The sequence below is a fragment of the Dactylosporangium darangshiense genome, from assembly GCF_039537565.1.
Lineage (GTDB): Bacteria > Actinomycetota > Actinomycetes > Mycobacteriales > Micromonosporaceae > Dactylosporangium > Dactylosporangium darangshiense.
Genome location: NZ_BAABAT010000070.1, coordinates 20414 through 42921, shown reverse-complemented (window position 1 = coordinate 42921; position 22508 = coordinate 20414). Strand labels below are relative to the sequence as shown.

The window sequence follows — 22508 nt, the reverse complement described above, 5'->3', positions numbered from 1 at the left end:
AGACTTCCCTCGACCATCGAGCGCACCGGCAACCCGGCCGGTCACTCCCACACGCCCTGACCCGCGTCCAAGATCATCGGGCTGGACCGGCCGGGCACCGAGACCTCGTCGGTGGATCAGGGCTCAGGCAGACGGGATAGTCGCCGTCGTCGTTGGTGAACTCGTAGTTGTCGCCGCGCTGGTCGGAGCCGGCGTCGGTGACGCGGATCGACCCGGCCGTGCTGCGGCCGCGGTAGTCGCGCGCGCCGTGCGCCAGGGCGTTCTCGACGTCGAAGATGGTGATGCCGAGGCCCTTGACCGGGGTGCGCTCCAGCTCGTACGCGGCCGCCTCGGCCGCCGCCGTCACGTCGCTCTGCCGCGTCGTCATGCCGCAGCGCGCGATCAGCAGGATCGCGACGATGCCCGCGACCGCGATCAGCCAGACCGGGCCGCGGGGCTTTCGATCATCCACGCCATCGACGGTAGTTGAGGGGTGCCAGCATTCAGCCGGCGTGCTCCGCGCACAGGCAGGCGACGCCGCGCTCGATCCACTCGCGGCCCTCCCAGTCGGGGCGGCGCTCGATCATCGCGGCGCGGACCTCCTCGACGATCGTCTCCTCGTCCATCGCCGAGTCGCGGCGGGTCCAGGTCTCGTCGCGCAGGATGCGCAGGTAGTCGCGGACCTCCTCGAGCACGCCGACGCCGCCGATCGCGCCGTGGCCGGGCACGACGACCGACGGGCGCTGTGCCGCCAGGCCCTCCATGACCGCCAGCCAGCGGGTGCCGGAGACGTCGACGTCGTGCGGCGGGAACCACGGGAAGATCGCGAACTGGCCGGCCTCGGCGAGGTCGCCGGTGAACATGACCCCGGCGTCGGGCACGGTGACGACCTGGTCGCCGCGGCTGTGCCCGCGCCCGGTGGGGCGCAGGTGGACGGTCCGCCCGCCGAGGTCCAGGGTGTACTCCCCGTCGAACACCACGTCCGGCTCCGGGATCTCGACGCCGTCGAGGCGCCGCGCGATCGCGTCGCCGAGGCCGCGGAACATCCCGAGGTAGCTGGGCCCCTTCGTGCTCAGGTCCTCGGCCTGCGCGCGGTTGACCAGATACGTGGCGTGGCCGGCGAAGCCGCGCGCGCCGAACGCGTGCTCGGGGTGGAAGTGGGTCGTCGTGAGGTACAACCTGCGGCCCTTGGCAAACCCGGCAGCCAGCCCGAGCACGGCCTCGGCGTTGCCGGTGCCCATGCCGGTCTCGACGACCAGCACCGCCTCGGAGCCGCCGATGACGCCCACGTTCGGCACGAGCGGCACCCCGTGGTTGGGGATGACCAGCAGGTCCCGGGCGAGCTCCTGTGCGCCCTCGACCCGCACGGCGGGATCGGGCAGCGTTCGTTCGTCCATGCCCGCCAGTCCACCGCACCGCGCCCGGTCGCGGCCAACACCTCTTCGTCGCACCCGATACCCGGCCGGTATCGTCGCAGGTGATGGAGCTACGCACGCTGCGATACTTCGCCGCCGTCGCCGAGGAGCTGCACTTCGGCCGGGCCGCCGCCCGCCTGCACATGACCCAGCCGCCGCTCAGCCGCGCGATCAAGCAGCTGGAGGCCGACGTCGGTGCGGTCCTTCTGCGCCGCTCCCCCGCGGGCGTCGAGCTCACGCCGGCCGGCACGGCCCTGTACGCCGAGGCCCGCGCCCTGCTGGAGCAGGCCGACCTGGCCCGCGCCCGCGTCGCCGCGGCGGCCGGCCCCGCCACCATCACGATCGGCACTCTGGCCGACAGCGCCGAGCAGGCCGGCACCCACCTGGCGGCGGCGTTTCGCGAGCTGCACCCGGGCGTCGAGGTCCACGTCCGCGAGGCCGACCTGACCGACCCGACCACGGGCCTGCGCGCCGGCCTCGCCGACGTGGCCCTGACCCGCGCACCGTTCGACGACACCGGCCTGTCCGTGCGGGTCCTGCGCGCCGACCCGGTCGGCGTCGTGCTGCGCGCCGACGACCCGCTCGCGTCGCGCACCGCCCTGCGCCTGGCCGACCTCGACGGCCGCCGCCGCTTCCGCTTCCCGCCCGGCACCGACCCGCAGTGGAGCGCCTTCTGGCACGCCGACGGCGCCGAGGGTCCCGTCGTCCGCACGGCCCAGGAGTGCCTGCAGGCCGTGCTGTGGAGCGGCACGATCGGCCTGACGCCGCTGTACCACGCGATGCCGGACGGGCTGGCCACGGTACCGCTGACGGACATGCCTCCGAGCCGCCTCGTCGTGGCCTGGGACCCCGCCGCCGGCCCCCTGGTCCGGTCCTTCGCACGTCTCTGCATCAGCAGGATTTGACCGGGGCCGTAGGGGTGGTTCGATGGGTCGATGACGTTCAAGGAGATCGCTCTGCCCGATTGGCCGGTCGGTGGCGTCGATGCGGCGCGGATGCGCGACGCCGTCGACCAGTGGGTGCGCTCGGAGGCCGTTGCCGAGCTGGTGCGGGCCTTCCACGGCACGCCGCCGCACGGGACGCCCGAAGAGGCGCTCGCGCAGCTCGTGGCGTTCTGCGACGTCTGGGACTACCGCCGGGGCGGGCTCGAGCGCAGTGAGGTCGTCGCGGTCGACTATCCGGACCACATCGACGACCTCGTGCACGACGCCGCGCGGGCGCTCGGGCTGGCGGGGCGCGGCCAGCCCTCGGCGGACCGCTACGACCACGTGCTGGTGCTCGGGGGCGGGCCGCGGACCGCGCGCGCCCGGTCCGAGTTCGCGGCTTCGCTGCTGCGCGGCGGGGTCGAGGGCGGCGCGGTGGCCGGGCTCTCCAGCCTGCGGCCGATGGGGCCGGGCGAGTTGGAGTTCGCCGCCGCCGAAGGGATGGCCGATGCGCGCGTCGAGGCGGACGTCATGGCGGCTGCACTGGTGCGGGCGTTCGGGGTCGACGCGCCGGCGCGGCAGCGGTCGGGGGTCACCCCGGCGGGCGAGCCGTGGCGGGTCGAGGCCTACGGGCCGCTCACCGTGCTCGCGGCGGCCGGCAACACGCCCGGGAAGCGGGCCAACACCCAGGACGGGTTCGTCGGGTGGGCGGCGATGGTGGGCGGGCCGGCGCCGAGCGACCGGATCCTCGTCGTGACCACCGACCTGTACGTGCCGTTCCAGCACGCGGCCGCCGTGCTGTTGCTCGGGATGCGGTACCGCTGCGGTGTCGAGACGGTCGGGCTGGACGTGCTCGAGTACGGGCAGTGGCTCAAGCCGAGCACGCAGACCGCGATCCTGCAGGAGCTGCGGGCCGCCATCCTGGGACTCGCGAGCCTCGTCGCCGTGCCCTAGGCGCGGTGCTGTCCGTCAGATCCCAGCGGGCACACCACGATCGAGGAGGCGGCGTGACGCGCAAGGCTTTGCTCATCGGGTCGGACTACGGGGATCTGCGGGGCGTACGCAACGACCTCAGGGTGATGACGGTCGCGTTGGAGGGGCGCGGGTTCGACGTGCGCCGGTGCGAGCCGCCGCGCAGCACACGCGACGAGATCCTGGCCGCATACGAGAAGCTCATCGCCGACGTCGAGCCCGGCGACGCCGTCGTGGTCTTCTACAGCGGCCACGGCGGGCGGGTGGAGGCCCGCTCCTTCGACGCCGGCGACGCGCTCGACGGCGCCGGATACCGGCCGATGGACCTGCAGTTCATCGTCCCGCTCGACTTCGACGAGGGCGGGCCGGACGACTTCCGCGGCATCACCTCCGTGGAGCTGTCCCTGCTGCAGCTGCGGCTGACGCGGATCACCCGGAACGTCACCGTGATCCTCGACTGCTGCCACTCCGGGCAGATGTCGCGGTACTACGACCGGCGGCCCCGGACGGTGGCCTCCCAGCCGTACCGGCGCGTGCGCGACCACATCGACCGGCTGGCCGCCGGCGGGCTCAACGTCCAGGACTGGCGCAGCGAGGGCAACAGGCACGCGGTGCGGGTCGTCGCCTGCGCGCCGCAGCAGACGGCCGCGGAGTACCCGGGCATCGGCGGCGAGTGGATCGGCGCGCTCACGGAGGCACTGACGCTGACGCTCACCGAGGTCGGCGAGGACGAGGTCGCCTGGTCGACCGTCATGGACCGGGTGCGCAAGCGGCTCGGCGACCGCGCCTTCCGGCAGCGCCCGGAGGCCGAAGGGCCGTACGACCGGAAGCTCTTCTCCACCGAGACCGACGACCCGCTCACCTCGCTGCCGGTGACGCCGGCCGGCCGCGGCGACATCCGGGCCCGGCTGGGCTGCGCGCCCCTGCTGGGCGTGCAGGCCGGCGACGAGTTCGTGATCATGCCGCCCGGCTCCACCGCCGTCGACCGCCCGCGCCGGGTCGGCACCCTGGTCGTCGAGGAGGTCGGCCCGGTCGCGGCGGAAGGGTCGGTGGCGTTCGCCCCGGGCCAACGGCGGCTGCCGATCGGCGCCCGGGCGTTCCGGACGAAGGTGACCGCGCCGCGGATCCGGTTGCGCGTCCCGGTCGACGACCCGCACACGGCCCGCCTCGTCTCCGTGCTGCCCGTCGCCGGGCTGGTGCAGCCGGTCGAGCCCGGCGACGGAGACTGGGCCGCCGAGATCGTCGTCGGACCGGATGGCCGGCTCACTCTCCAGGATCGGCTCGGCCCGCTGCGGCCGCCCCTGGCCGCCGACAACGACGGCATCGCCGACCTGCTACGCATGCTCAAGGCGCTCGCGCAGGCCGGCCACCTGCGCGCGCTGGTGCAAAGCCCGGCGTACGCGCTCGATGCGCCCGTCACGATCGACTGGGGCCTGGTCGAGGACGGCCGGGCGCGGCCGCTGGAGCCGGCCGGCGCGACGGTGGTGGCCGGCGAGCGGATCTACGTCACCGTGCGGAACAAGGGCCTCGTCCCGGTGTACGTCTCCCTGATCGACCTCGGCATGTCCGGCTCGATCACCGTCCTTACCCGCAACGCGCCGAGCGGCCGCGAGCTGGCCGGCGGCGAGAGCTACACGTTCGGGCGCAACGAGCTCAACGGGTCGCTCCGGGGCCAGCGGCTGACCTGGCCCAGCGGCCTGGCGAAGGAGCACGCGCGCGAGGAGACATTGCTCGTGGTCATCACCTCCGACCGGCTGGACCTCTCGCCGCTGGAGCAGCCGGGCAGCGGGGGACAGGAAAAGCCCAAGGGCGTGGTCTCACCGTTGCAGGCCATGATCAACCAACTCGACACCGGGTGGTCGCGGGAAATCGAACCCGACGAGGAGGACGGCGTCCGCTACGACATCCGGGCGATCGACTTCAGGATGACGCAGGAGCCGCGGCCGTGATGACCCCGGACGAGCTGCGCGGGCACTGCCGGCGGCTGCGGGCGGGCACGCAGGCGACCGACGACAGGTTGGTGGCGGCGGTGCAGGCCGACGTCGCGCAGTACCGCACGTATCTGCGCCGTCCCCGGCCTCCGCTGCCGCCGCCGGCGCTCGCCGGCCGGCTGCCGCTCATGGGCTGGCTCATCTACGAGACCACCTGGGAGATGGTGCAGAAAATCGCGACGTCGTTCGACCGGCCGGGAGCGGGCGCCAAGCAGGCCGAGGGCGAGGCGCTCCTGCGGCGCATCGACGTCCTCGCCGACGCGGGCCGGCAGCTGCCGTGGCCGGAGTTCGCGCCGCGGCTGCTGGGCGCGATCCGCGCGCAGGCGCTCGCCGAGTCGAAGCGCGACACGGCCGCCGGATACGACGCGGCCTGGATCCTGCACGGCGAGGCGCTTCGCTACTACGAAGCATTTCGAGACAGCCACGGTACGGCGGAGTCGGCCCGGGCACACCGGCTGAGCCTCGACGAGGTGATGCTGCAGCTCATGCTGGCCGAGACCGGCACCGCCTGCCGCACCGCGGAGCGGGTCGTCGCCCGGTGGGCCGAGGAGTTCGCTCCCGGTGGCACCGAGGATGCCGCGAACCAGTGGATCCAGCGGATGTTCACCGACACGGCGCGCGGGCTCGAGGCCGGCGAGCGGGCCATCGAGATCGGGCAGTGGATCGAGGCGGAGTACGGGTTCGTCGACGAGGTCGATGAGTTCCGCCTCACCCGCCGCTCGGCGCTGCAGAACCCGGGCATCATGACCGCGCGGGCCGCGTGCCTGCAGCTGGCGCTCGGCCACGGCATGCGCCGCCTGCGCCGTCTCCCGCCCGGCCGGTACGGCTCCTGGGACCTGTGGGAGCGCGACATGCTGCAGCGGTTCGAAAGGGCGTACCGCGTCGTCGAGAAGGACGCCCGCGACGGCCGCGGCGAGGTGATCCCGATGAGCCGGACGTTCCTGCGCCAGCTCGTCCACCTGCGGATGAACATCGCGCTGCTCAAGCCCGGACACTCCCTGCCGTCGCGCCGTGTCGAGCCCGAGTGCCTCACCATCGACCCGATCGACGGCAAGGCGCTGGGCGAGATCTCGGCCTGGATGGCCGCGCCGACCGGCCGGGGCAACGAGCGCGGGATCGGGGCGGCGACGATGCCGGAGTTCATCCGGGCCGTGCTCGACTGCCGCGGCCTCGGGCCGGACGACCGCGGCTACCACGAATGGCGCCGGGCGTGGTTCCGCCTGGACTCGTACGCCGACGAGCCCGGGCGCCGCGCCCACATGGAGGCGGCTCTGGCGGCCGTCTCCTAGCGAGTGTGCGCGCTGAGCAGCGCCCAGCCGGCCTCCGGGTCGCCGCGTTCGAGGGCGGCCAGCTGGGCGTTGCGCAGCGCGACGTCGAGCGGGCGGCCGCCGTCGCGCACCGCCCGCACCAGGTCGGCGGCCAACCGGCCGGTGCCGGCGTCGTCGATCGCGTCGATGCCGGCGACCACGCACCGCGCGCCGCCGATCAGCAGGGCCATCACCAGGTTGAGCGGCTCGGCGCCGGTGTCGTTGAGGACCAGGCCGACGTGGCACGAGGCCATCAGCACCGACGCCGGCCAGCGCAGGCCGAGCGCCCGGGCGGCCGACAAGGGCTCCGACGGGATGTCCAGGAACTGGTCGAGGCCCCGGCCGCCCCCGTGCGCGGCGACGTGCAGGAACTGCCACGCGCCACGGTCCGCCAGCGCGTCGCCGAGCCGGCCCGCGCAGGGCCGCGGCGCGGCGCCCGGCTCCAGGTCGCACGCGTGCGGCGGCACCCCGTCGGTGCCCGGCCCGAAGCCCCACGCCTCGCGCTCCCGCTCGACGTCGACGCCGGTCTCGTCCCGGCCGACCAGCCGGATCAGCGCGCGGCCGCGCACCCGCGGCGCGCGCTCGCCGGACAGACCGCTGAGGACCGGGCACTGGGTGATGACGGCCCGCTGTACCAGCCGGGTGCCTTCGGCGTCGATCGGCAGCGCGGCCCACGGCACGCGGCTCAGCCAGCCGTGTGCGCAGACGAGCAGCCGGATCGGGATCGCGGGGTCGTCGAGCAGTTCGCCGGTGAGGCGCGCCGGCAGCACGGCCGCGGCCAGCGCCGAGTGGTCGGGCCGCGCGGGCGCGCCCTCCTCCAGCCTCAGCTCCCGCGCGGCGGCACCGCGAGACCATCCGGCCGGCTCGGGACCGGCCTCGAAGCGCTCGAACCACATCCGGCCGCCCGGCTCGATGAGCGTGCGGAACAGCGAGGGCCGGTTGTTCAGCGTGTCGGGCAGCTCGACGAAGTCCAGCGCGTGGCGCGGCCCGATCGCGCGGATCAGCCCGGACAGGTCGGTCGGCGGCGGGAAGACCGTGTCGGCGAGCATCGGCGAGACCGTCTCGGCGAGCTCGAACCGCAGCTCCTCCAGGCTCTTGGCCCGGCTCCCCTCGCCGCGGGCGATGCCGTCGGCCGGCTGCGCCTCGACGTCCACGATGCGCGCGATCAGCGCGTCGATGCGGGCGTCGCCGTCCAGCGTGTGCCCGTCGCGGATCCGCGCGGCGAAGCCGGTCTGCTTCGCGGACAACGCGGCGCGCAGGCCCAGTTCGGCCGCCTCCTGGCCGTCGAGGCCCGCGGCGAGCAGCGCCAGGTCGCCGTACAGGCGCTGGAACACCACGGCGAGCGGGGCGCGGGACCTGGCGAGGACGCGCCAGCGCGCCCGCACCTCGTCGGCCCGGCGCAGGGCTCGGCGTCCGAGGAGTACCGAATCCTCTGCTGAAGCCAGGAACTCGGCGGTCGTCAGGAGCGCGGACACTTCGCGCATCCGCTCGGTCTCGTCGCCGGGTTCACCGGTGCACAGGTAGCCGACCGCGGCGCGCAGGTGCCACTCCACCGTGTCGTCCGTCGCGCCGGCGGCCCAGCGGGCCAGCGCCTTGACGAGCTCGAACCGGCCGCGGGTGGAGAAGCCGGCCGCGCGGCCGGTGCGCCAGTACTCGTCCCAGCCTTCCAGCGCCCGCGCGGCCTCCAGCGCCTCGCCGCGCGCGATGCGGGCGGCGCCGACCTCGTACAGGTAGTGCGCGACGTGCGGCTCGGCGCCGGTGCCGTAGAGCTCGGTCACCGGCCGGTCCACGAGCGCCAGCGCCTCGTCGAGGCGCCCGATGAGGCGCAGGTCGCGGGCGGCGTGGTACCGGATGAACACCCCGAGCGTGAGCCCCTTGTCCAGCGCCTCCTCGTCGTGGTCGGCGACCTCGCGCAGGGCTTTCGCGTGCATCTCCTCCGGCGCGTACTCGCTGTTGATGGCGGCGCCGATCATCGCGCAGAACCGCACCAGCACGGCGGCGTGGTCCCACGCCTGCGCCCGCAGCGCCCAGCGGTGGTCGCGCTCCGCCACGCCCAGCTGCCGCTCCAGCGCCATGTCGAACAACGTCGCGCTCGCCGGCGTCGCGCGCGGCAGGTTCTCGCGCTGGTGCACGATGCCGACCGCACGGTCCGCGGCCGCGGCGAGCGTGAGCAGGTCGTCGCGGTGGATCGCGCGTTGCGTTGTCTTCAGCACGGTTGGTTCAGCGCGTCGCGTACCGCCGGCTCGTCCTCGTGATGCTTGGCGACGGTGCTGACCGTGGCCTGCGCAATGTCCGGCGTCAGCCGCTGCCCGCCGAGCTCGCGCACCGCCGTGGCCAGGTTGATCGCCTCCGCCACCCCCGGCGGCTTGATCATCTTCTCGGGCTCCCGCAGCCGCCGCATCGCGACCGCCACCTCGCGGGCCAGCTCCTCCGGCAGGTCCCGCACGTGCCGGTGCAGGATGCGCACCTCGCGCTCCTCGTCCGGATGCGCGATCCAGTGGTACAGGCACCGCCGCTTGATCGCGTCATGGACCTCGCGGGTCTGGTTCGAGGTCAGCACCACGAACGGCTTCCGCTCGGCCCGCAGCGTTCCGAGCTCGGGCACATCGATCTCGAACGTGTCCAGCACCTGCAGCAGCAGCGCCTCGAACTCGTCGTCGGCCCGGTCGATCTCGTCGACGAGCAGCACCGCGGGCCGCCGCAGCGCCTTGAGCACGGGCCGCTCGATCAGGAACTCCTCGGTCCACAGCTGCGGCTCGAGGTCGCGGTGATCGCCCTCCCCGGCGGCGCGCAGCCGCATGATCTGCCTGGGGAAGTTCCAGTCGTACAGCGCCTGCGAGGCGTCGAGCCCGGCGTGGCACTGCAGGCGGACGACCGGGATGCCCCCGAGGACAACGGCCATGGCCTCGGCGAACGAGGTCTTCCCGACGCCGGGGTCCCCTTCGAGGAAGAGCGGCCGTTGCATGCGCATGGCGAGGAAGGCGGCCGCGGCAAGCCCGAAGTCCGCGAGGTAGCCGGCTTCGTCCTCGAGCCGCCGGGCAAGCTCCTGGGGCCCGTCGATGTTCGACATACGTCATTCTGACGGACGGCGCCGCTTCGGACAATTGCCGCGCTTCGGCCGCGCCCTGGCGGCAGCAATTCTTTCTCTCCACGATCACGCCAGAAACGGCAGGATAAATCGGATATAGCCCTTATCGTGGAACCAAAATGCACTTCCTTGTAAATTTTCGCCTATAATCACCGCGATGTCCGATTTTAGCTGCACTTCTGCATGATCGTGGCGAGAAAATGCGCTCCGGTGGCGTCACGGCGGTGGTCATGCGAGCGGCAGCGTGACGGTGGGGTCCTCGGCGGGCGGCCGAATCGCCGTCAGCGTCGCGAATCCCTCGGCCAGCAGCGCCAGATCGGTCCCCGCCGGCCGGTCGTCCTCCCGCACCGCCACCGTGATCCGCGCAAAGTCCCGCCCCGCCTCGGCAACGGCCATCTGGACCTGCCCGAACGGCGCCGGCACGGCCCGCCGCAACCCGCGGATCTCCCCCAGCGGCCGGTCGGGCACGTTGAGGTTGAGCACGGTGCCGGCCGGCGCGGCGGCCAGCCACGGCAGCAGCGGCACCGCCAGGTCGGCCGCACCCGCCCAGTGCAGCTCGTCGTCGCGCAGGCCCTGAAACGCCGCGAGGGCCGCGTCGCTGCCGGCGCCCGTCGCGGTCAGGGCGGTGAACACGTCGAGGGAGACCGCCATCGCGCGCAGCCCCTCGGTGGCCGCGCTCAGCGCCGCGCCGACGGTGCCGGAGTGCAGGATCGCGTGGCCGGCGTTGGCGCCGCGGTTGATCCCCGAGAGCAGCACGTCGGGCGCGGGGCCGAAGGCGCCGATGGCGGCCAGCACGGCGATGTACGCCGGGGACGCCGCGACCGCGTACGCCTCGACGCCGAGGTTCGCGCCGTCGAAGCGTTGCAGCAGCAGGCGGCCGTTCTCGGTGACCGCGTTGAGGGCCGTGCCCGAGCCGCTGGCCTCGCGATGCGGGGCGGCCACCCGGACCTCGTGGCCCGCGTCGCGTACGGCCCCGGCCAGAGCGTGCAGGCCCGGCGCTTCGATGCCGTCGTCGTTGGTGATCAGGACTCGCACGGCCAAGAGACTAGCGTCGAGGGCATGTCTGTACTTGTCGCGTTCAGTGTCACGCCGCTCGGGGGCGGGGCCGACGTCGGGGAGCTCGTGGCCGAGGCCGTTCGCGTGGTGCGGGCCTCGGGGCTGCCCAACCGCACCGACGCCATGTTCACCACCGTCGAAGGGGAGAGCTGGGAGGAGGTCATGGGGGTCGTCCAGGCGGCCGTTGCCGTGGTGCAGGGGCGGTCCGCCCGCACCAGCACCGTGATCAAGGTGGATTGGCGCGACGGGCCCGTTGGGCGGCTCGAGTCGAAAGTGGCCTCCGTTGAGCGGCATCTCGCGGGATAGGCGCCATCGGAGGAGCAAACGCGAAGTTCGGCGGCGGCGCTGACCGGTCTCCTGCACCGTACATCGCGTTTGCAAATCGTGGTTACCCAGCGTCAAATGCCGTCACCGACCGCAATGGCGAGCCTACAGGTCGTCCAGGAAGCTTAGTGCCGCCCTTGCGTTCTCGTGGCGCCAGGCGGCCAGGATCGCGGCGAAGCCCGCTGCCTCTGCGCGGCGGCGGGCCAGCGCCGGCTCCAACGGGGCGATCACCGAGCGCTGCGCCGACACCAGCGCCGCCAGAGGGGCGCCGCGGCGGGTCAGCAGCGCGAGCTTGACCAGGAACTCCGAGCGCAGGTCGCGCACGTGGCTCACCGGGCGGGACAGCCAGTCCGCTACCGCCTCGGCGCCCTCCGGCGTCGGCGTCAGGATCGAGCGTTGCGGGCCCCGATGTCCGGCCTGCGTCCCCGCGACCACCAGGAGGCGGGCGGCGGTCAGGCGGTCCACCGCGCGGTACACGATCGGCCTCGGCACGTGCCACACCCGGCCGACGTCGCCGTCCTCCGCCGTCAATGCCGCCACCGCGAAGCCGTGCGCCGGCGACTCGTCGACCAGGGTCAGCACGATCCACTCGGCCAAAGACAGTGAAGGCAAAGCAAGTGAAGGAGGCGCCACGCGGTGCAGCCTATGCCGCCCCGATCGGGTAGTCTCAATGTGACTACCGACGGAACGAGAGGGGACGCAGGTGCTCGGGTGGCTGGCCGACGGCACGCCGCACTACGCGCCTGTGGGCGAGCTTCTCGTGGACGGGGACCGCGTCTGCTGCCACCTCTGCGGCAAGTGGTTCCTGTCGGTGGCGAGCCATCTGCGGCACCACGGCTGGACCAAGACCGCCTACGTGAACGCCTTCGGGCTCGAGCTCGGCAACCCGCTCAGCGGGCCCGCGACCCGCAAACGGCGGTCCGAAGCGCTCAGCGCGCGGGACGCGGAGCCGGCGATACGGCAGGCCCGGCTGGCGGCGCGCGAACGCACGGCCAGCGGGGAGCTGGCCGAGGCCGCGGCGCGGGCCGCGCGCGGGAGGGCACATCCCGCCGAGCGGCGGGTCAAGACCCTCGCGGCGCTGGGCGAGGTCGACCCGGCGGCGCGCGCGGCCGGCAACCGGCGGCGCGGGGAACGGCACCGGGAGCGGGTCACGGCCGACGTGGCCCGGCGGTTCGGGTTTGCGACGTTCGAGGAGTACCTCGTCGCGCGCGTCCGGGCGGGGCTCAGCATGGCCGCGATCAGCCGGGAGGCGGGGCTGCACAAGGACTGGGTGTGCCGGCACGCGCCCGCCACAGGCCGGCCGACGCCCGGCGAGGCGCGGCTCGGGCCGCATGCGCGCTCGCTCGGGTATGCCGACGCCGCCGCCTACCTGCGCGCCGCGCACGTCGAGCAGCACCGCAGCGTCGCGGCCATCGCGCTGGAGACCAGTACTTCGCGGTGGACGGTGCTCGCGGCGCTGCGCCATCACGGCATCGAGGCGCGGGCGCACGCGACGAAGCGGCACCACGCGCAGGCGCGGGAGAGCGCCGCGGCCCGTGCGCTCGGGTTCGCCTCGATCGCCGCCTACGTGGCCGCGCGGCGGGCCGAGGGGGCGCCGTGGAGCGCGCTGGCGGCCGAGTCCGGAATCGCGGCCACAAGCCTGCGACGGCATCAGAAACGTGGATGTAACATTGACGTTAATTGATCTTACTCGAATGTTTTCATGACTTACTCAACGGGCTTGACGGGGATCGTTCGGGTACTCCAAGATCGCAGGCGATCACTTCCCCGAATTCCCCGAAGGGACGTCTAGCGTGACCGAAACCCCCCTGTGGCTGCAGGGCCGTTCGGCCGTTGTAGAAGCCGCGGACCCGCAGGACTGGCGCGACGGAACTCCCGATTACCACCTGTCCCACACGGAGATGCCGCAGCAGCGTACGCACCACTTCGCGCCGGACTCCCTCGAGGCGATCGTCGAGAGCATCGTGCAGGTCTTCGAGATGGAGGTCTCGCACAAGAAGGACCCCGCAACCTGGGTTTCCATGGTGACGGAGCACTTCCGCACCAACGTCAACGGCGGGGCCTGGGCGAGCGCGCAGGACATCGCCGACATCGGCAGCTACAACATCCTGATCGGCGACAGCGCGTTCTACAAGAGCGGTCAGGAATCGTTCGAGTCGTCGCACCACATCTTCCACAAGGCCTTTCCCACCGGCTTTTACTGGGAGGTCCTCGAGGTGCTGAGCCCCCCGCCGGTCGTGACATTCAAGTGGCGGCACTGGGGGGCATTCACCGGCGAATACCACGGCTTCGAGCCGACCGGTGAGACCGTGGAGATGTTCGGCATCAGCGTCGCCAAGGTGAGCGACGAGCTGAAGCTGCTCGAGGTCGAGCACTACTACGACCCGAACACGTTCCTGGGCAAGCTGACGGGCGGCTGCCCGGTCGCACACTAAGAAAGCCTGCTTGGCGGGCTCGCCAAGCGAGCCCGCCAAGCAAGCCTGCTAAGAAAAGGCTGCTAAGGAAGTTCGTGGCCGGTGGTGCTGTCGACGTGCGGAGGAATCTCGCCGTTGTGTGAGTCGCCGGTCGTCAGCGTCCCTGACGGCTCGAACATCAGGATCGAACCGCCCGGGGACGAAGGCTTGTGTTCGGTACCGCGGGGCACGACATACGTGTCCCCGCGGTGCAGGACCACGGTGTGCTCGTGCCCGTCGGCGTCGCGGACGGCGATGTCGAACCGCCCCTCGAGCACCAGGAAGAACTCGTCGGTGTCGTTGTGCGTGTGCCAGACGTGCTCGCCGCGGGTGTGCGCCACGCGCACGTCGTAGTCGTTCATCCGCGCCACGATGCGCGGGCTGTACACCTCGGTGAACGATGCGAGCGCTTCGGCGAGGTTCACGGGCTTCGCGGTCATAGCCCGATTGTGCCCGCGGCGGACCCCGCCCGTCTTGTACAAAGCACACATGGGGGAAGTACAAAAGCACATGACCGAACGCTGGCAGCTCGACCCGGACCCGACCCTGCGCCCCGCCGCCCGCACGCCGGAGGTGCGCTTCGAAAGCCAAGGCGTGCCGCTGCTCGGCGTCCTGCACGTGCCGGCCGGCCCCGGCCCGCACCCGATCGCGGTACTGCTGCACGGATTCCCCGGCAACGAGCGCAACTTCGACCTCGCCCAGGCGCTGCGCCGCGCCGGCTACGCCGCGCTCGTGTTCCACTACCGCGGGTCGTGGGGCGTCGGCGGCGAGTACGCCTGGGGCAACGTCCTGGCCGACGCCGCCCGCGCGGTCGCCGCCGCGCGCGAGCTCGCCGCCGAGCACGCGCTGGACCCCGCCCGCGTCGCGCTGGTCGGCCACAGCCTCGGCGGCTTCGCGGCCCTCATGACCGCGGCGCAGGACCCGTCGGTGCGCGCGGTGGCGGCGCTGGCCGCATACGACTTCGGCGCGGTTTCTCAGGCCCCGGATGTGGTACTACGGGAAGCCCACGCCATGTTCGGCTCCGACCTGCTACCGCTGCGCGGCACCAGCGCCGACGCCCTGTTCGCGGAGATGCGCTCGGCGGGGGCCGCCTGGCGGCTGGCCGGCCTGGCGCCGCGCCTCGCCGGCCGCCCGGTCCTGCTCGTCGCGGCCGGCAACGACACGGTCGCCGACCCGGCGCTGCACCACGAGCCGGTCGTCGAGGCGTATCGGGCCTTGGAGCGCTTCGAGCACGCGACGCTGCCGAGCGACCACGCCTTCTCCGACCACCGCATCGCCCTGACCCGAGCCGTCGTCAACTTCCTGGATCGACACCTGCGCTAGGCATGTCGGCGCGGTGGCGGGTGGGCCGCTCGAAGGCGATCGTGCCGTCCGGGTTCTCCGCGGCCGGCACGTAACCGGCGTGGCGCAGGGCGGCGAGGGTCTCGGACGGCGAGAGTGCGCTGGACAGCACCGTCGGCGCGAGCTCGGTCAGCTCCAGCCGCGCCAGGCTGCGCACGCTGCGGATCTCGCCCAGCAGCGCGACGTCGTCGCTGCGCAGGACGCAGCCGACCGTGCGGACCCGGACGTTGCCGTGCTTGCGCCCGAGGTCGGCGACGAGGTACTCCAGCGGCTGCGGCACCCGCCCGCCGGCCGCGGCGGCGCGGATGCGAGCGATGAGCTCCTCGGCGGTGCAGCCGGCGTCGAAGGCGCGGCGCACCGAGGGCTCGGTGAAGCGCCACGTGTAGCCGCCGCCGCGGGACTCGCGGTCGGCGGCCAGGTCCAGCAGGGCGCTCAGCGCGGCCGACGGGGTGCCGGTGGCGACGGCGGTCAGGTCGCTCTGCAGCAGCACCGTCTCCTGCGCCGCGGGCAGGAAGTCGCGCAGCGCCGCCGCGAGCCGGTCCTGGTCGCCCTCCGCCAGGGCGTGGCACAACGCCGTCGGTGCGTGGTGCGCGCCGACGCCCATGAGCTCGTACTCGCGCCAGAGGGCCTCGACCATGGGCACCGCCTCCTCGGCGTCCCCGGCCACGAGCGGCCGCAGGTAGGCCAGCATCGTCGCGAGACCCTCGATGCCGGCCGCGCCCCGGCCGGTGCGTAACGAGGCGAGCACCGCGGCCATCGTCACCCGCAGCAGCGCGCTGGTGCCGTCGTGCTCGCTGCCGACGAGGGCGGGGCGGCCGTCGAGCAGCAGCGGCGCGGCCGGCATCTGGAACCAGCCCTCGACGAGCCACCCGAACTGGTCGTTCGGCTCGAGCTTGAGCCAGTTGTCGAACTCGGCGGAGGGCGCTACCCGGTCGCCGGCGATGCCGATCAGGCCGTTCATGCCGGCGACGGTGAGCCAGAAGCGCACGCCCTCCTCGTCGGTGGCGAGCGCCCGGGCGAGCTTGCGCACCTCGCGCAGCCCGATGCCGCCCGCCTTCAGGATCGGCACCGGGGTGCGCCCGCACTCCTCCAGCAGCGCCGTCACCGACGCGAGCGCGGACCGGGCGGCGGCCGAGCCCTCGCGGTCGACCATCTCGGCGCTGACCGGCACCGACTGCGGCGCGGGCGGCGACGGGTCGAAGCCGGCGCGGAAGTCCGGCCGCAGCGCGGCGCCGACCTCGCTGGGCATCGAGATCGCGGCGCCGTAGTAGGCGTTGAAGATGAGCAGCCCGTGGTCGACCGCCCAGCGCAGCGGCGAGGCGCGGCGGCCGTTGCGCAGCGCCATCATCGCGTGCGGGTCGGAGTAGAACGGCTCACCTGAAGCCAGGTCGAGCATGATGTCCTGCGCCACCCGCGGCGCCGCGCGGAACTGCTCGCGCACCACGTCCGGGTCGGCAAGGGCCGCGCCGATCGCCTTGACGAGGCGGCCGTGGTCCCGGCCGACGGGCGCACCGAGCTCGAACGCGATGCGCTGCAACTGCTCCAGCGGCAGATACCGCAGCTCGTGCTCGGCCGCCCGGCCGAACCCGTAGCCGTTGGCGATCACCTCGTGCAGCGCCACCGTGCGGATCCAGTCGCTGTCGTCCTCGTCGATGCGGGCGAGACCCGAGTCGAGGACCGCGCCGAGCGCCGCGGCGAGCAGCGGGTCGTCCGCGACGACCCCGAGAGCCCGCGCCAGATCCCGGCGCCGGGTGCCGGCCGCGCGCAGCGACAGCACCTCGACGACCTGCAGCTGCGGCAGCGTCAGTAGCGACGCGACCTGAAGGATCTGCGGCGTCTCCACCGGCGCGACCCTATCGCGGCCGGCGGCACCCTGGCGTCAACCAGCGCAATCGACATCGTCGGTAGTGGTGCCACTGCGACGGGTGACGGGAAGAAGCATTGATCTTCACTATTTTTTCGGATGATTCGGTCATAAGCGGATCAGTCGCGATATCTCGATGCGGCCATGGCTGTTGCACACCCGGCGATCGGCACTATGTTGTGTCGTCGCTAAGTTCCGCCCTGTAGGAGACGACGTGAAAAAAACGCTGTTCAGGAGGGCTGCGGCCGGCACCTTCGCCGCCGTTGCCGCCGTCGGCCTATCGACCCTCTTCGCTACCGCCGCGAGCGCGCACAGCGCTGGCCCCGCCGGCACCGCGAGTTGTGGCGACGACGGTACGTACACGATCACCTGGACGGTCGAGAACGACTACGGAACCCCGGTCACCCTGTCGAACATCAAGATCCTGCCCGACGGCGGCACCCACGCCAACATTGAGCTCAAGGCCAAGGGCAACGCCGAGGACCACGACAGCTTCACCACGACGTACACCACGACCAAGCCGGTCGACCTGCGCCTCAGCGTCGACGGACTCTGGCAGGACGGCCCGCACAAGACCTGGCCCGAGGACGGTCACCCGGCGAACTTCACCAGCGCCAAGGTGCACCTGAGCGGCGACTGCAAGCCGCCCGCGACCCCCAGCCCGTCGCCGTCGCACTCCTCGCCGGCCCCGCCGCACACCCCGACGCCGGAGGCCTCGTCCTCCACGCCGGGCCTGCCGGTGACCGGCTCGTCGACCACGCTGCCGATGGTGGGCACCGGCGCCGCGCTGGTCGCGAGTGGCGCCGTGCTGGTCGTGGCCCTGCGCCGCCGCCGCAAGGTGACCTTCACCGCCGAGTAGCCGACCCAGCTCCACGACGCGGCGCCTGCGCCCGGGCTCATCCCCGGGCGACAGGCGCCGCTCCCGTTCCGGCAGCCGATACCCTCGACCGGTGACAACACCGCCACTGCACGTCGGCTGCGCGATGTGGACGCACAAGGCGTGGGCGGCGCCGGCGCAGGACCGGCTGCGGGCGTACGCCGGCTGGTGCAACGCCGTCGAGGGCAACACGACGTTCTACGCCACCCCGGCCCGCGAGACGGTGGCGTCCTGGGCGCAGCAGACCGAGCCCGCGTTCCGGTTCGTGCTCAAGCTGCCCCGAGCCGTCACCCACGAGCACCGCCTGAGCGGCGGCGAGGCGGAGCTGCGCGCGTTCCTGGACGCGATCGAGCCGCTCGGCCCGCGCGCGCACGCGCTGTGGGTGCAGCTGCCGGCCTCGTTCGGGCCGTCCGACGCGCCGCACCTGGGCGCGTTCCTGCGCCGCCTCCCGGCCGGCTACCGCGCGGCCGTCGAGGTGCGCCACCCGGCGTTCTTCGCCGGGGACGGCGGCGGCCTCGCGGGCATCCTGCAACGGGCCGGCGCCGAGTGGGTCCCGTTCGACACGACCGCGTTCTTCGACACGCCGCCGACGAGCGACGCCGAGCGCGACGCGTGGACGAAGAAGCCCCGCACCCCGCTGCGCACGGAGGCGCTCACCGACCGGCCGATCGTGCGGTACCTCGGCCGCGACGACCCGGCGAGAACCGTCCAGGGCTGGGCGCGCTGGGTCGCCGTCGCCGCCGCCTGGCTGCGCGAGGGCCGCTCGCCGACGTTCTTCATCCACACCCCGGACAACGCCGACGCGCCGCGCCTGGCCCGCGAGTTCCACGCCGCCGTGCGCACCGGGGTCCCGGGCCTGCCGCCGCTGCCCGAGCCGGCGCCCGAGCCCGAACCCGACGAGCCGCTAACGCTCTTCTAGCACCACCTCGGCATCGGTGAGGCGCAGGAACTCCAGCAGCCGCAACGCCTCCGCGTGCACGGGCGCCGGGTCGGCCAGTGGGCGAAACGGCGCGACCACGAGGCGCCCGGGCTCGGCCGACCAGGTGCCGGCGACGAAGCCGTCGACCAGGAACGTCGGGCGCACGATCGAGTACCCGGGGCAGACCAGGGCGCGGTCGGCCGCCGAGGCGATGATCCGGCCGCGGTCGTCGTGGCTGAGCACCAGGTTGTCGAACTCCGGCAGGAAGCGCACCGGCGCGGGCTCGTCCGGGTCGGCGAGGTCGAGGTCCGGCGCGTCGAAGAGCTCCCGCCCGGCCTCGTCGCGGTAGACACGCAGCCGCGGGCGCAGCGCCTCGACGGCGTCGCGCAGCCGGCGCACGCCCGACCATATCTGCAGGTCGGCTGCGGTGGCGGGGCCGCACGACGCGAGGTACCGCCACAGCAGCTCCTCGGCCGTGGACTCCCGCAGCGGTGCGCCGATCCACTCCTCGGCCAGCGTCACGTGGACGTGCCCGCGCCGGCCCCAGGTCCCGGACGGCGGCGGGTGGACGAGCGAGAGCTGGTGCTGCGCCGCCCACGCCAGCGCGATCGCCTCCCGCCCCGGAAACCGCTCGCCCAGCGCCCGGGCCAGCTGCGGCCGGGTCATGGTCCGCCCGGCGAGCGCCTCGGTCGCGGCGGCGGCGATCTCGGCCAGCTCCAGGCCCTCGATCTGCCGCCGGAACGCCGACAGCCCCGCATTGCCCATCCCGGCCCGGATCAGCGGCCGCAGCCAGCGGTAGTCCTCGGCGGTCGTCAGGTGCTGTGTGCCGCGCAGCAGCCCGCCGCGCACCACCGAGCGGTCCTCGAGGGCGGCCGTGAGCTCGCCGTGCGTGAACCCGGGCAGCCGCGCCCACAGCCCGACGTAGGGGGCGTCGACCTCCTGCGCCTGCACCGCCACGAGCCGCCCGACGGCGTCGGGCACGGTGTTCGGCACGTCGTCGAGCAGCAGCTGACGGCGCAGATACGTGCGGTTGAGCGTCCGCGTGGAAATCCTCACGCCGCGACGGTACGGCCAGTTGCGGTCAATACCCGTCCGCATCCGCGGGTAAGAGTGGGGGCATGCAACCTGTCTACGCACTGCTGCACGGCTGGCCCGAGACGCCCGCCTGCTGGCGCGGGGTCATTCGCGAGGTCGCGGACGAGGCCCGGATGGTCGCCCTGGACCTGCTGGAGATCGGCGCGAACACCGACGGGTCGAAGGCGGCGCTCGCCGAGGCGGTGCACGCCGTCGTCGAGGACCTGGGCCTGCACGACGTCACGCTCGTCGGGCACGACTGCGGCGGCATGGTCGCCTACGCCTACCTGCGCCGATACGAGCTGCGCCGCGCGGTCATCATGAACACCGTGATCCCGGGCGTCGCGCCGTGGGAGGAGGTCCGGCGCAACCCCTACATCTGGCACTTCGGCCTGCACGCCGTGCCGCGCCTGCCCGAGCTGCTCGTGCGGGGCCGGGAGCGGGAGTACTTCGACTACTTCTACGACGTCCTCTCCCCCGCGCCGGAGGCGGTGCCGGAGGAGGCCCGCGCGCAGTACGCGGCGGCGTACGCGAGCGACGCGGCGCTGAAGACCGGCTTCGACTGGTACCGCGCCTTCCCGGCCGACGCCGCGGCCAACGCGGAGCCGGCCGACGTGACCACGCCGCTGCTGTACGTGCGCGGGGAGCGCGAGGGCGGCGACATCGCGGCCTACGCGGCCGGCCTGCGCGCCTCGGGCGTGCGCGACGTGACCACCGCGGTCATCCCGGGCGCCGGGCACTTCGCGCCCGACCAGTGCCCCCGCGAGGTCTGGGACGCCATCAGGCCGTAGCGGGCCGAAGGGCCGGCGCCCGGACAAGGGCGCCGGCCCGTGGTGCGAGCTTCGTCAGCAGTGGCCGAGGTCTTCCCAGTTGGCGGTCCAGCCGGGCTCGGAGCCCTGCGTCCACCACTTGGCGCGCCACAGGTGCTTGCCCTGACCCGAAGCCGGGCCGTTGGGGTCGCCGTAGAGGCTCTTCTCGTGCTTGACCGTCTGGCCGGTCGTGTAGACCGCGCTGATCGACCACTCCGGCGCCGTGGTGCAGCTGGTCGCCGGGGGCGTGGACTTCGACGGCGACGGTGACGCCGAAGGGGACTGCGAGGGGGACCTGGACGGCGACGCCGAGCCGGTCGGCGACGCCGAGCCGGACGGGGTCACGCACGGGCCGGACGAGTCCACCGTGTCGGTGAACGCGTTGCCCGCGCCGCGGTAGGCAGCCGCCTGTGCCGTCGCCTGGCTCGGGGAAAGGACCTGGTTCTTGGCGTACAGCACCCAGTCGACCTGCTCGATGTAGGTGCTCAGGCCGCCGGTGTGCGCCGCGGTGTCGATGAACCACAGGTTCCAGTTGATGGTCATCGTCTGGCGCGGGTAGAACTTGCCGGAGTGGTCGCCGACCTGCTGGCCGTCGATGTAGTAGATGACGTGGCCGCCCGAGACGGTGACGACCAGGTCGTGCCAGCCGTCGAAGCTCTGACGCTCCTCCGAGTGCACGTTGTCGGCGTACCAGGGGTCGTTGCGGTACGTGTACCAGGTCGTCTGGTAGTTGATCGGCCCGGTCTCGCCCCACCCGCCGTTGGGCAGGTACTCCGAGAAGTCCAGCTCGCTGTAGGTCGGGTCGAGATCCCCGTTGAGCGGGCTGATGGTGAAGAACGTCTCGTTGATGTGGTCGCCGTCGTTGCCGCTCGCCGGCGCGTCGGTGAAGCGGATCCGGCTGGCGTAGGTGCCCTCCAAGTACCGCTTCTGGCTGGTGTAGAGCTCGGCCTGGTTGGTTCCCCCGCTGGTGCCGTCCGTCGACGCGGTGAGCTGCATGACCTTCTGGCCGCCGTTGGTCGGGAAGGAGATGCTGCCCGCCGACCAGGTGGCGCCGGGCACGCCCGGGCCGCCGGAGTAGGTGCGCGGCACCCATCCGTGCGAGGTCAGCGTCGAGTCGCTGGACGAGCTGTAGCTGAAGTCGTCGAACAGGTACCCGCAGTTGTTCGCGGCGGCGTTGGCGGTGCCGACCGAGGCCGCGGTGATGGCCACGCCGCCGATCGCGCCGGCCAACGCGATGACGGACGCGATCGTCATAGATCGACGTTTACCGATGGACATGAGCAGGTTCCTCCTTGAGGGGATAAGGAGTGCGTGGAACTTGCTTTACTTGACCGCGCCGGCGGTCATACCGGCTCGGATGTGCCGTTGGAACGCGACGTAGGCGATGAGCACCGGCAGCATGGCGATGGTGAGGCCGGCGAACAGTCCGCTCCAGTCGCTGCGGTAGCCCTGACTGACCGACAGGGAGGCCAGGCCCTGTGCCAGGACGTACCGGTCCGGGTCGGGGTTGAGAACCAGCGGCAGCAGGTACTGGTTCCAGAGCCCGAGGAAATTGAAGATGCCGACGGCGACCAGCCCGGGGCGGGCCATCGGCAGCATCACGCGGAAGAACACGCCCGCGTGCGAGCAGCCGTCCATGAACGCCGCCTCGGCCACCTCGGCCGGCAGCGTGCGGAAGAACGAGTGCAGGAAGAAGACGGTGAAGGGCACCGCGTAGGCGGCGTAGACCAGGATCAGGCCCTGGTACGTGCCGAGCAGGCCCAGCTGCTGCACCACGAAGAACAGCGGCACCAGGGCCAGGAACACGGGGAAGAACATGGCCGCGACGAACGTGTAGTAGACCAGCCGGTTGCCACGGAACTCGTAGCGCGCCAGGGCGTAGGCCACCAGCGAGCCCAGCAGCATCGTCAGCAGCAGGGCGCCGCCCACGACGATGAGGCTGTTGAGGAAGTACCGCCCGATGTCGGCCTGGTTCCAGGCCCGCGACCAGTTCTCGAAGTGCGGCGTCGTCGGCACCGACCAGGGGTCGTTGAGGATCTGCTGGTCGGTCTTGAACGAGCTGAGCACCGCCCACAGCAGGGGCAGGGCGGTGACCGCGCCCCAGCAGAGCATCGCC

At 72.8% G+C, this 22508-nt stretch carries 22 protein-coding genes; 11 read left to right on the top strand and 11 right to left on the bottom strand.

Annotated features, from left to right (window positions below; translation table 11 throughout):
* Nucleotides 1–73: 73 nt before the first annotated feature.
* Both ABD901_RS54030 and ABD901_RS54025 read right to left on the bottom strand, forming a co-directional pair.
* Nucleotides 74–451: a hypothetical protein gene (locus ABD901_RS54030; RefSeq protein ID WP_345142955.1), complete on the bottom strand. Its 378-nt coding sequence runs from the start codon at nt 449–451 to the stop codon at nt 74–76.
* Between the two features lie 31 nt (nt 452–482).
* The gene (locus ABD901_RS54025) at nt 483–1376 is read right to left on the bottom strand and encodes an MBL fold metallo-hydrolase (protein WP_345142952.1); all 894 of its coding nucleotides are present in this window, start codon (nt 1374–1376) and stop codon (nt 483–485) included.
* Nucleotides 1377–1459: 83 nt separating this feature from the next.
* Between ABD901_RS54025 and ABD901_RS54020 the strand changes: the two genes are divergently transcribed.
* From ABD901_RS54020 to ABD901_RS54005, 4 genes are read left to right on the top strand one after another with little or no spacing between them, the layout of a single operon-like run.
* Nucleotides 1460–2299 (top strand): LysR family transcriptional regulator, encoded by an 840-nt coding sequence (locus ABD901_RS54020; RefSeq protein WP_345142949.1) that lies wholly within the window; start codon nt 1460–1462, stop codon nt 2297–2299.
* Nucleotides 2300–2329: 30 nt separating this feature from the next.
* A complete protein-coding gene (locus ABD901_RS54015; RefSeq protein ID WP_345142947.1) occupies nt 2330–3271 on the top strand; it encodes a hypothetical protein in 942 nt (313 codons plus the stop codon).
* Between the two features lie 53 nt (nt 3272–3324).
* Nucleotides 3325–5238 carry a caspase family protein gene (locus ABD901_RS54010; RefSeq protein WP_345142944.1) on the top strand — a complete coding sequence of 638 codons (1914 nt, stop codon included), beginning with the start codon at nt 3325–3327 and terminating at the stop codon, nt 5236–5238.
* Nucleotides 5235–6569, top strand: coding sequence for a hypothetical protein (locus ABD901_RS54005; protein WP_345142941.1), 1335 nt, complete (start codon nt 5235–5237; stop codon nt 6567–6569). The genes ABD901_RS54010 and ABD901_RS54005 overlap by 4 nt, the downstream gene beginning before the upstream one ends.
* On the opposite strand, the gene ABD901_RS54000 is transcribed toward ABD901_RS54005, so the two are convergent.
* From ABD901_RS54000 to surE, 3 genes are all read right to left on the bottom strand, one after another.
* Nucleotides 6566–8800 (bottom strand): CHAT domain-containing protein, encoded by a 2235-nt coding sequence (locus ABD901_RS54000; RefSeq protein ID WP_345142938.1) that lies wholly within the window; start codon nt 8798–8800, stop codon nt 6566–6568. The genes ABD901_RS54005 and ABD901_RS54000 overlap by 4 nt on opposite strands.
* Entirely contained in the window at nt 8794–9657 is an 864-nt protein-coding gene (locus ABD901_RS53995) for an AAA family ATPase (RefSeq protein ID WP_345142935.1), read from the bottom strand. The genes ABD901_RS54000 and ABD901_RS53995 overlap by 7 nt, the downstream gene beginning before the upstream one ends.
* Before the next feature lie 246 nt (nt 9658–9903).
* A complete protein-coding gene (gene surE / locus ABD901_RS53990; protein ID WP_345142932.1) occupies nt 9904–10710 on the bottom strand; it encodes a 5'/3'-nucleotidase SurE in 807 nt (268 codons plus the stop codon).
* 24 nt (nt 10711–10734) lie between these two features.
* Here surE and ABD901_RS53985 point away from each other — a divergent pair, with 24 nt between their 5' ends.
* Nucleotides 10735–11037, top strand: coding sequence for a thiamine-binding protein (locus tag ABD901_RS53985; RefSeq protein ID WP_345142929.1), 303 nt, complete (start codon nt 10735–10737; stop codon nt 11035–11037).
* A gap of 123 nt (nt 11038–11160) precedes the next feature.
* Here the strand turns inward: ABD901_RS53985 and ABD901_RS53980 are convergent, their stop codons facing one another.
* A complete protein-coding gene (locus ABD901_RS53980; protein ID WP_345142926.1) occupies nt 11161–11652 on the bottom strand; it encodes a PadR family transcriptional regulator in 492 nt (163 codons plus the stop codon).
* A gap of 106 nt (nt 11653–11758) precedes the next feature.
* Here ABD901_RS53980 and ABD901_RS53975 point away from each other — a divergent pair, with 106 nt between their 5' ends.
* The gene (locus ABD901_RS53975) at nt 11759–12739 is read left to right on the top strand and encodes a MucR family transcriptional regulator (protein ID WP_345142924.1); all 981 of its coding nucleotides are present in this window, start codon (nt 11759–11761) and stop codon (nt 12737–12739) included.
* 109 nt (nt 12740–12848) lie between these two features.
* Nucleotides 12849–13490 (top strand): SnoaL-like polyketide cyclase, encoded by a 642-nt coding sequence (locus ABD901_RS53970; RefSeq protein ID WP_345142919.1) that lies wholly within the window; start codon nt 12849–12851, stop codon nt 13488–13490.
* A gap of 62 nt (nt 13491–13552) precedes the next feature.
* On the opposite strand, the gene ABD901_RS53965 is transcribed toward ABD901_RS53970, so the two are convergent.
* Nucleotides 13553–13948 (bottom strand): cupin domain-containing protein, encoded by a 396-nt coding sequence (locus ABD901_RS53965; protein ID WP_345142917.1) that lies wholly within the window; start codon nt 13946–13948, stop codon nt 13553–13555.
* A 49-nt stretch (nt 13949–13997) separates the two neighbouring features.
* Between ABD901_RS53965 and ABD901_RS53960 the strand changes: the two genes are divergently transcribed.
* Nucleotides 13998–14831, top strand: coding sequence for an alpha/beta hydrolase family protein (locus ABD901_RS53960; protein WP_345142915.1), 834 nt, complete (start codon nt 13998–14000; stop codon nt 14829–14831).
* Here ABD901_RS53960 and ABD901_RS53955 read toward each other — a convergent pair.
* Nucleotides 14803–16692, bottom strand: coding sequence for a helicase-associated domain-containing protein (locus tag ABD901_RS53955; protein ID WP_345142913.1), 1890 nt, complete (start codon nt 16690–16692; stop codon nt 14803–14805). The two genes, ABD901_RS53960 and ABD901_RS53955, sit on opposite strands and share 29 nt — an antisense overlap.
* Nucleotides 16693–16927: 235 nt before the next feature.
* Between ABD901_RS53955 and ABD901_RS53950 the strand changes: the two genes are divergently transcribed.
* Nucleotides 16928–17572, top strand: a complete 645-nt coding sequence (locus ABD901_RS53950; protein WP_345142911.1) for an LPXTG cell wall anchor domain-containing protein — start codon at nt 16928–16930, stop codon at nt 17570–17572.
* A 124-nt stretch (nt 17573–17696) separates the two neighbouring features.
* Nucleotides 17697–18509 (top strand): DUF72 domain-containing protein, encoded by an 813-nt coding sequence (locus ABD901_RS53945; RefSeq protein ID WP_345142962.1) that lies wholly within the window; start codon nt 17697–17699, stop codon nt 18507–18509.
* Here the strand turns inward: ABD901_RS53945 and ABD901_RS53940 are convergent.
* Nucleotides 18495–19565 (bottom strand): winged helix DNA-binding domain-containing protein, encoded by a 1071-nt coding sequence (locus tag ABD901_RS53940; protein ID WP_345142908.1) that lies wholly within the window; start codon nt 19563–19565, stop codon nt 18495–18497. The two genes, ABD901_RS53945 and ABD901_RS53940, sit on opposite strands and share 15 nt — an antisense overlap.
* A gap of 62 nt (nt 19566–19627) precedes the next feature.
* Here ABD901_RS53940 and ABD901_RS53935 point away from each other — a divergent pair, with 62 nt between their 5' ends.
* The gene (locus ABD901_RS53935; RefSeq protein WP_345142905.1) at nt 19628–20374 is read left to right on the top strand and encodes an alpha/beta fold hydrolase; all 747 of its coding nucleotides are present in this window, start codon (nt 19628–19630) and stop codon (nt 20372–20374) included.
* A gap of 54 nt (nt 20375–20428) precedes the next feature.
* Here ABD901_RS53935 and ABD901_RS53930 read toward each other — a convergent pair whose 3' ends face one another.
* On the bottom strand, nt 20429–21646 hold the full coding sequence (locus tag ABD901_RS53930; RefSeq protein WP_345142902.1) for a glycosyl hydrolase: 1218 nt from the start codon (nt 21644–21646) through the stop codon (nt 20429–20431).
* Between the two features lie 69 nt (nt 21647–21715).
* Nucleotides 21716–22504: a carbohydrate ABC transporter permease gene (locus tag ABD901_RS53925; RefSeq protein ID WP_345142961.1), complete on the bottom strand. Its 789-nt coding sequence runs from the start codon at nt 22502–22504 to the stop codon at nt 21716–21718.
* Nucleotides 22505–22508: the final 4 nt, after the last annotated feature.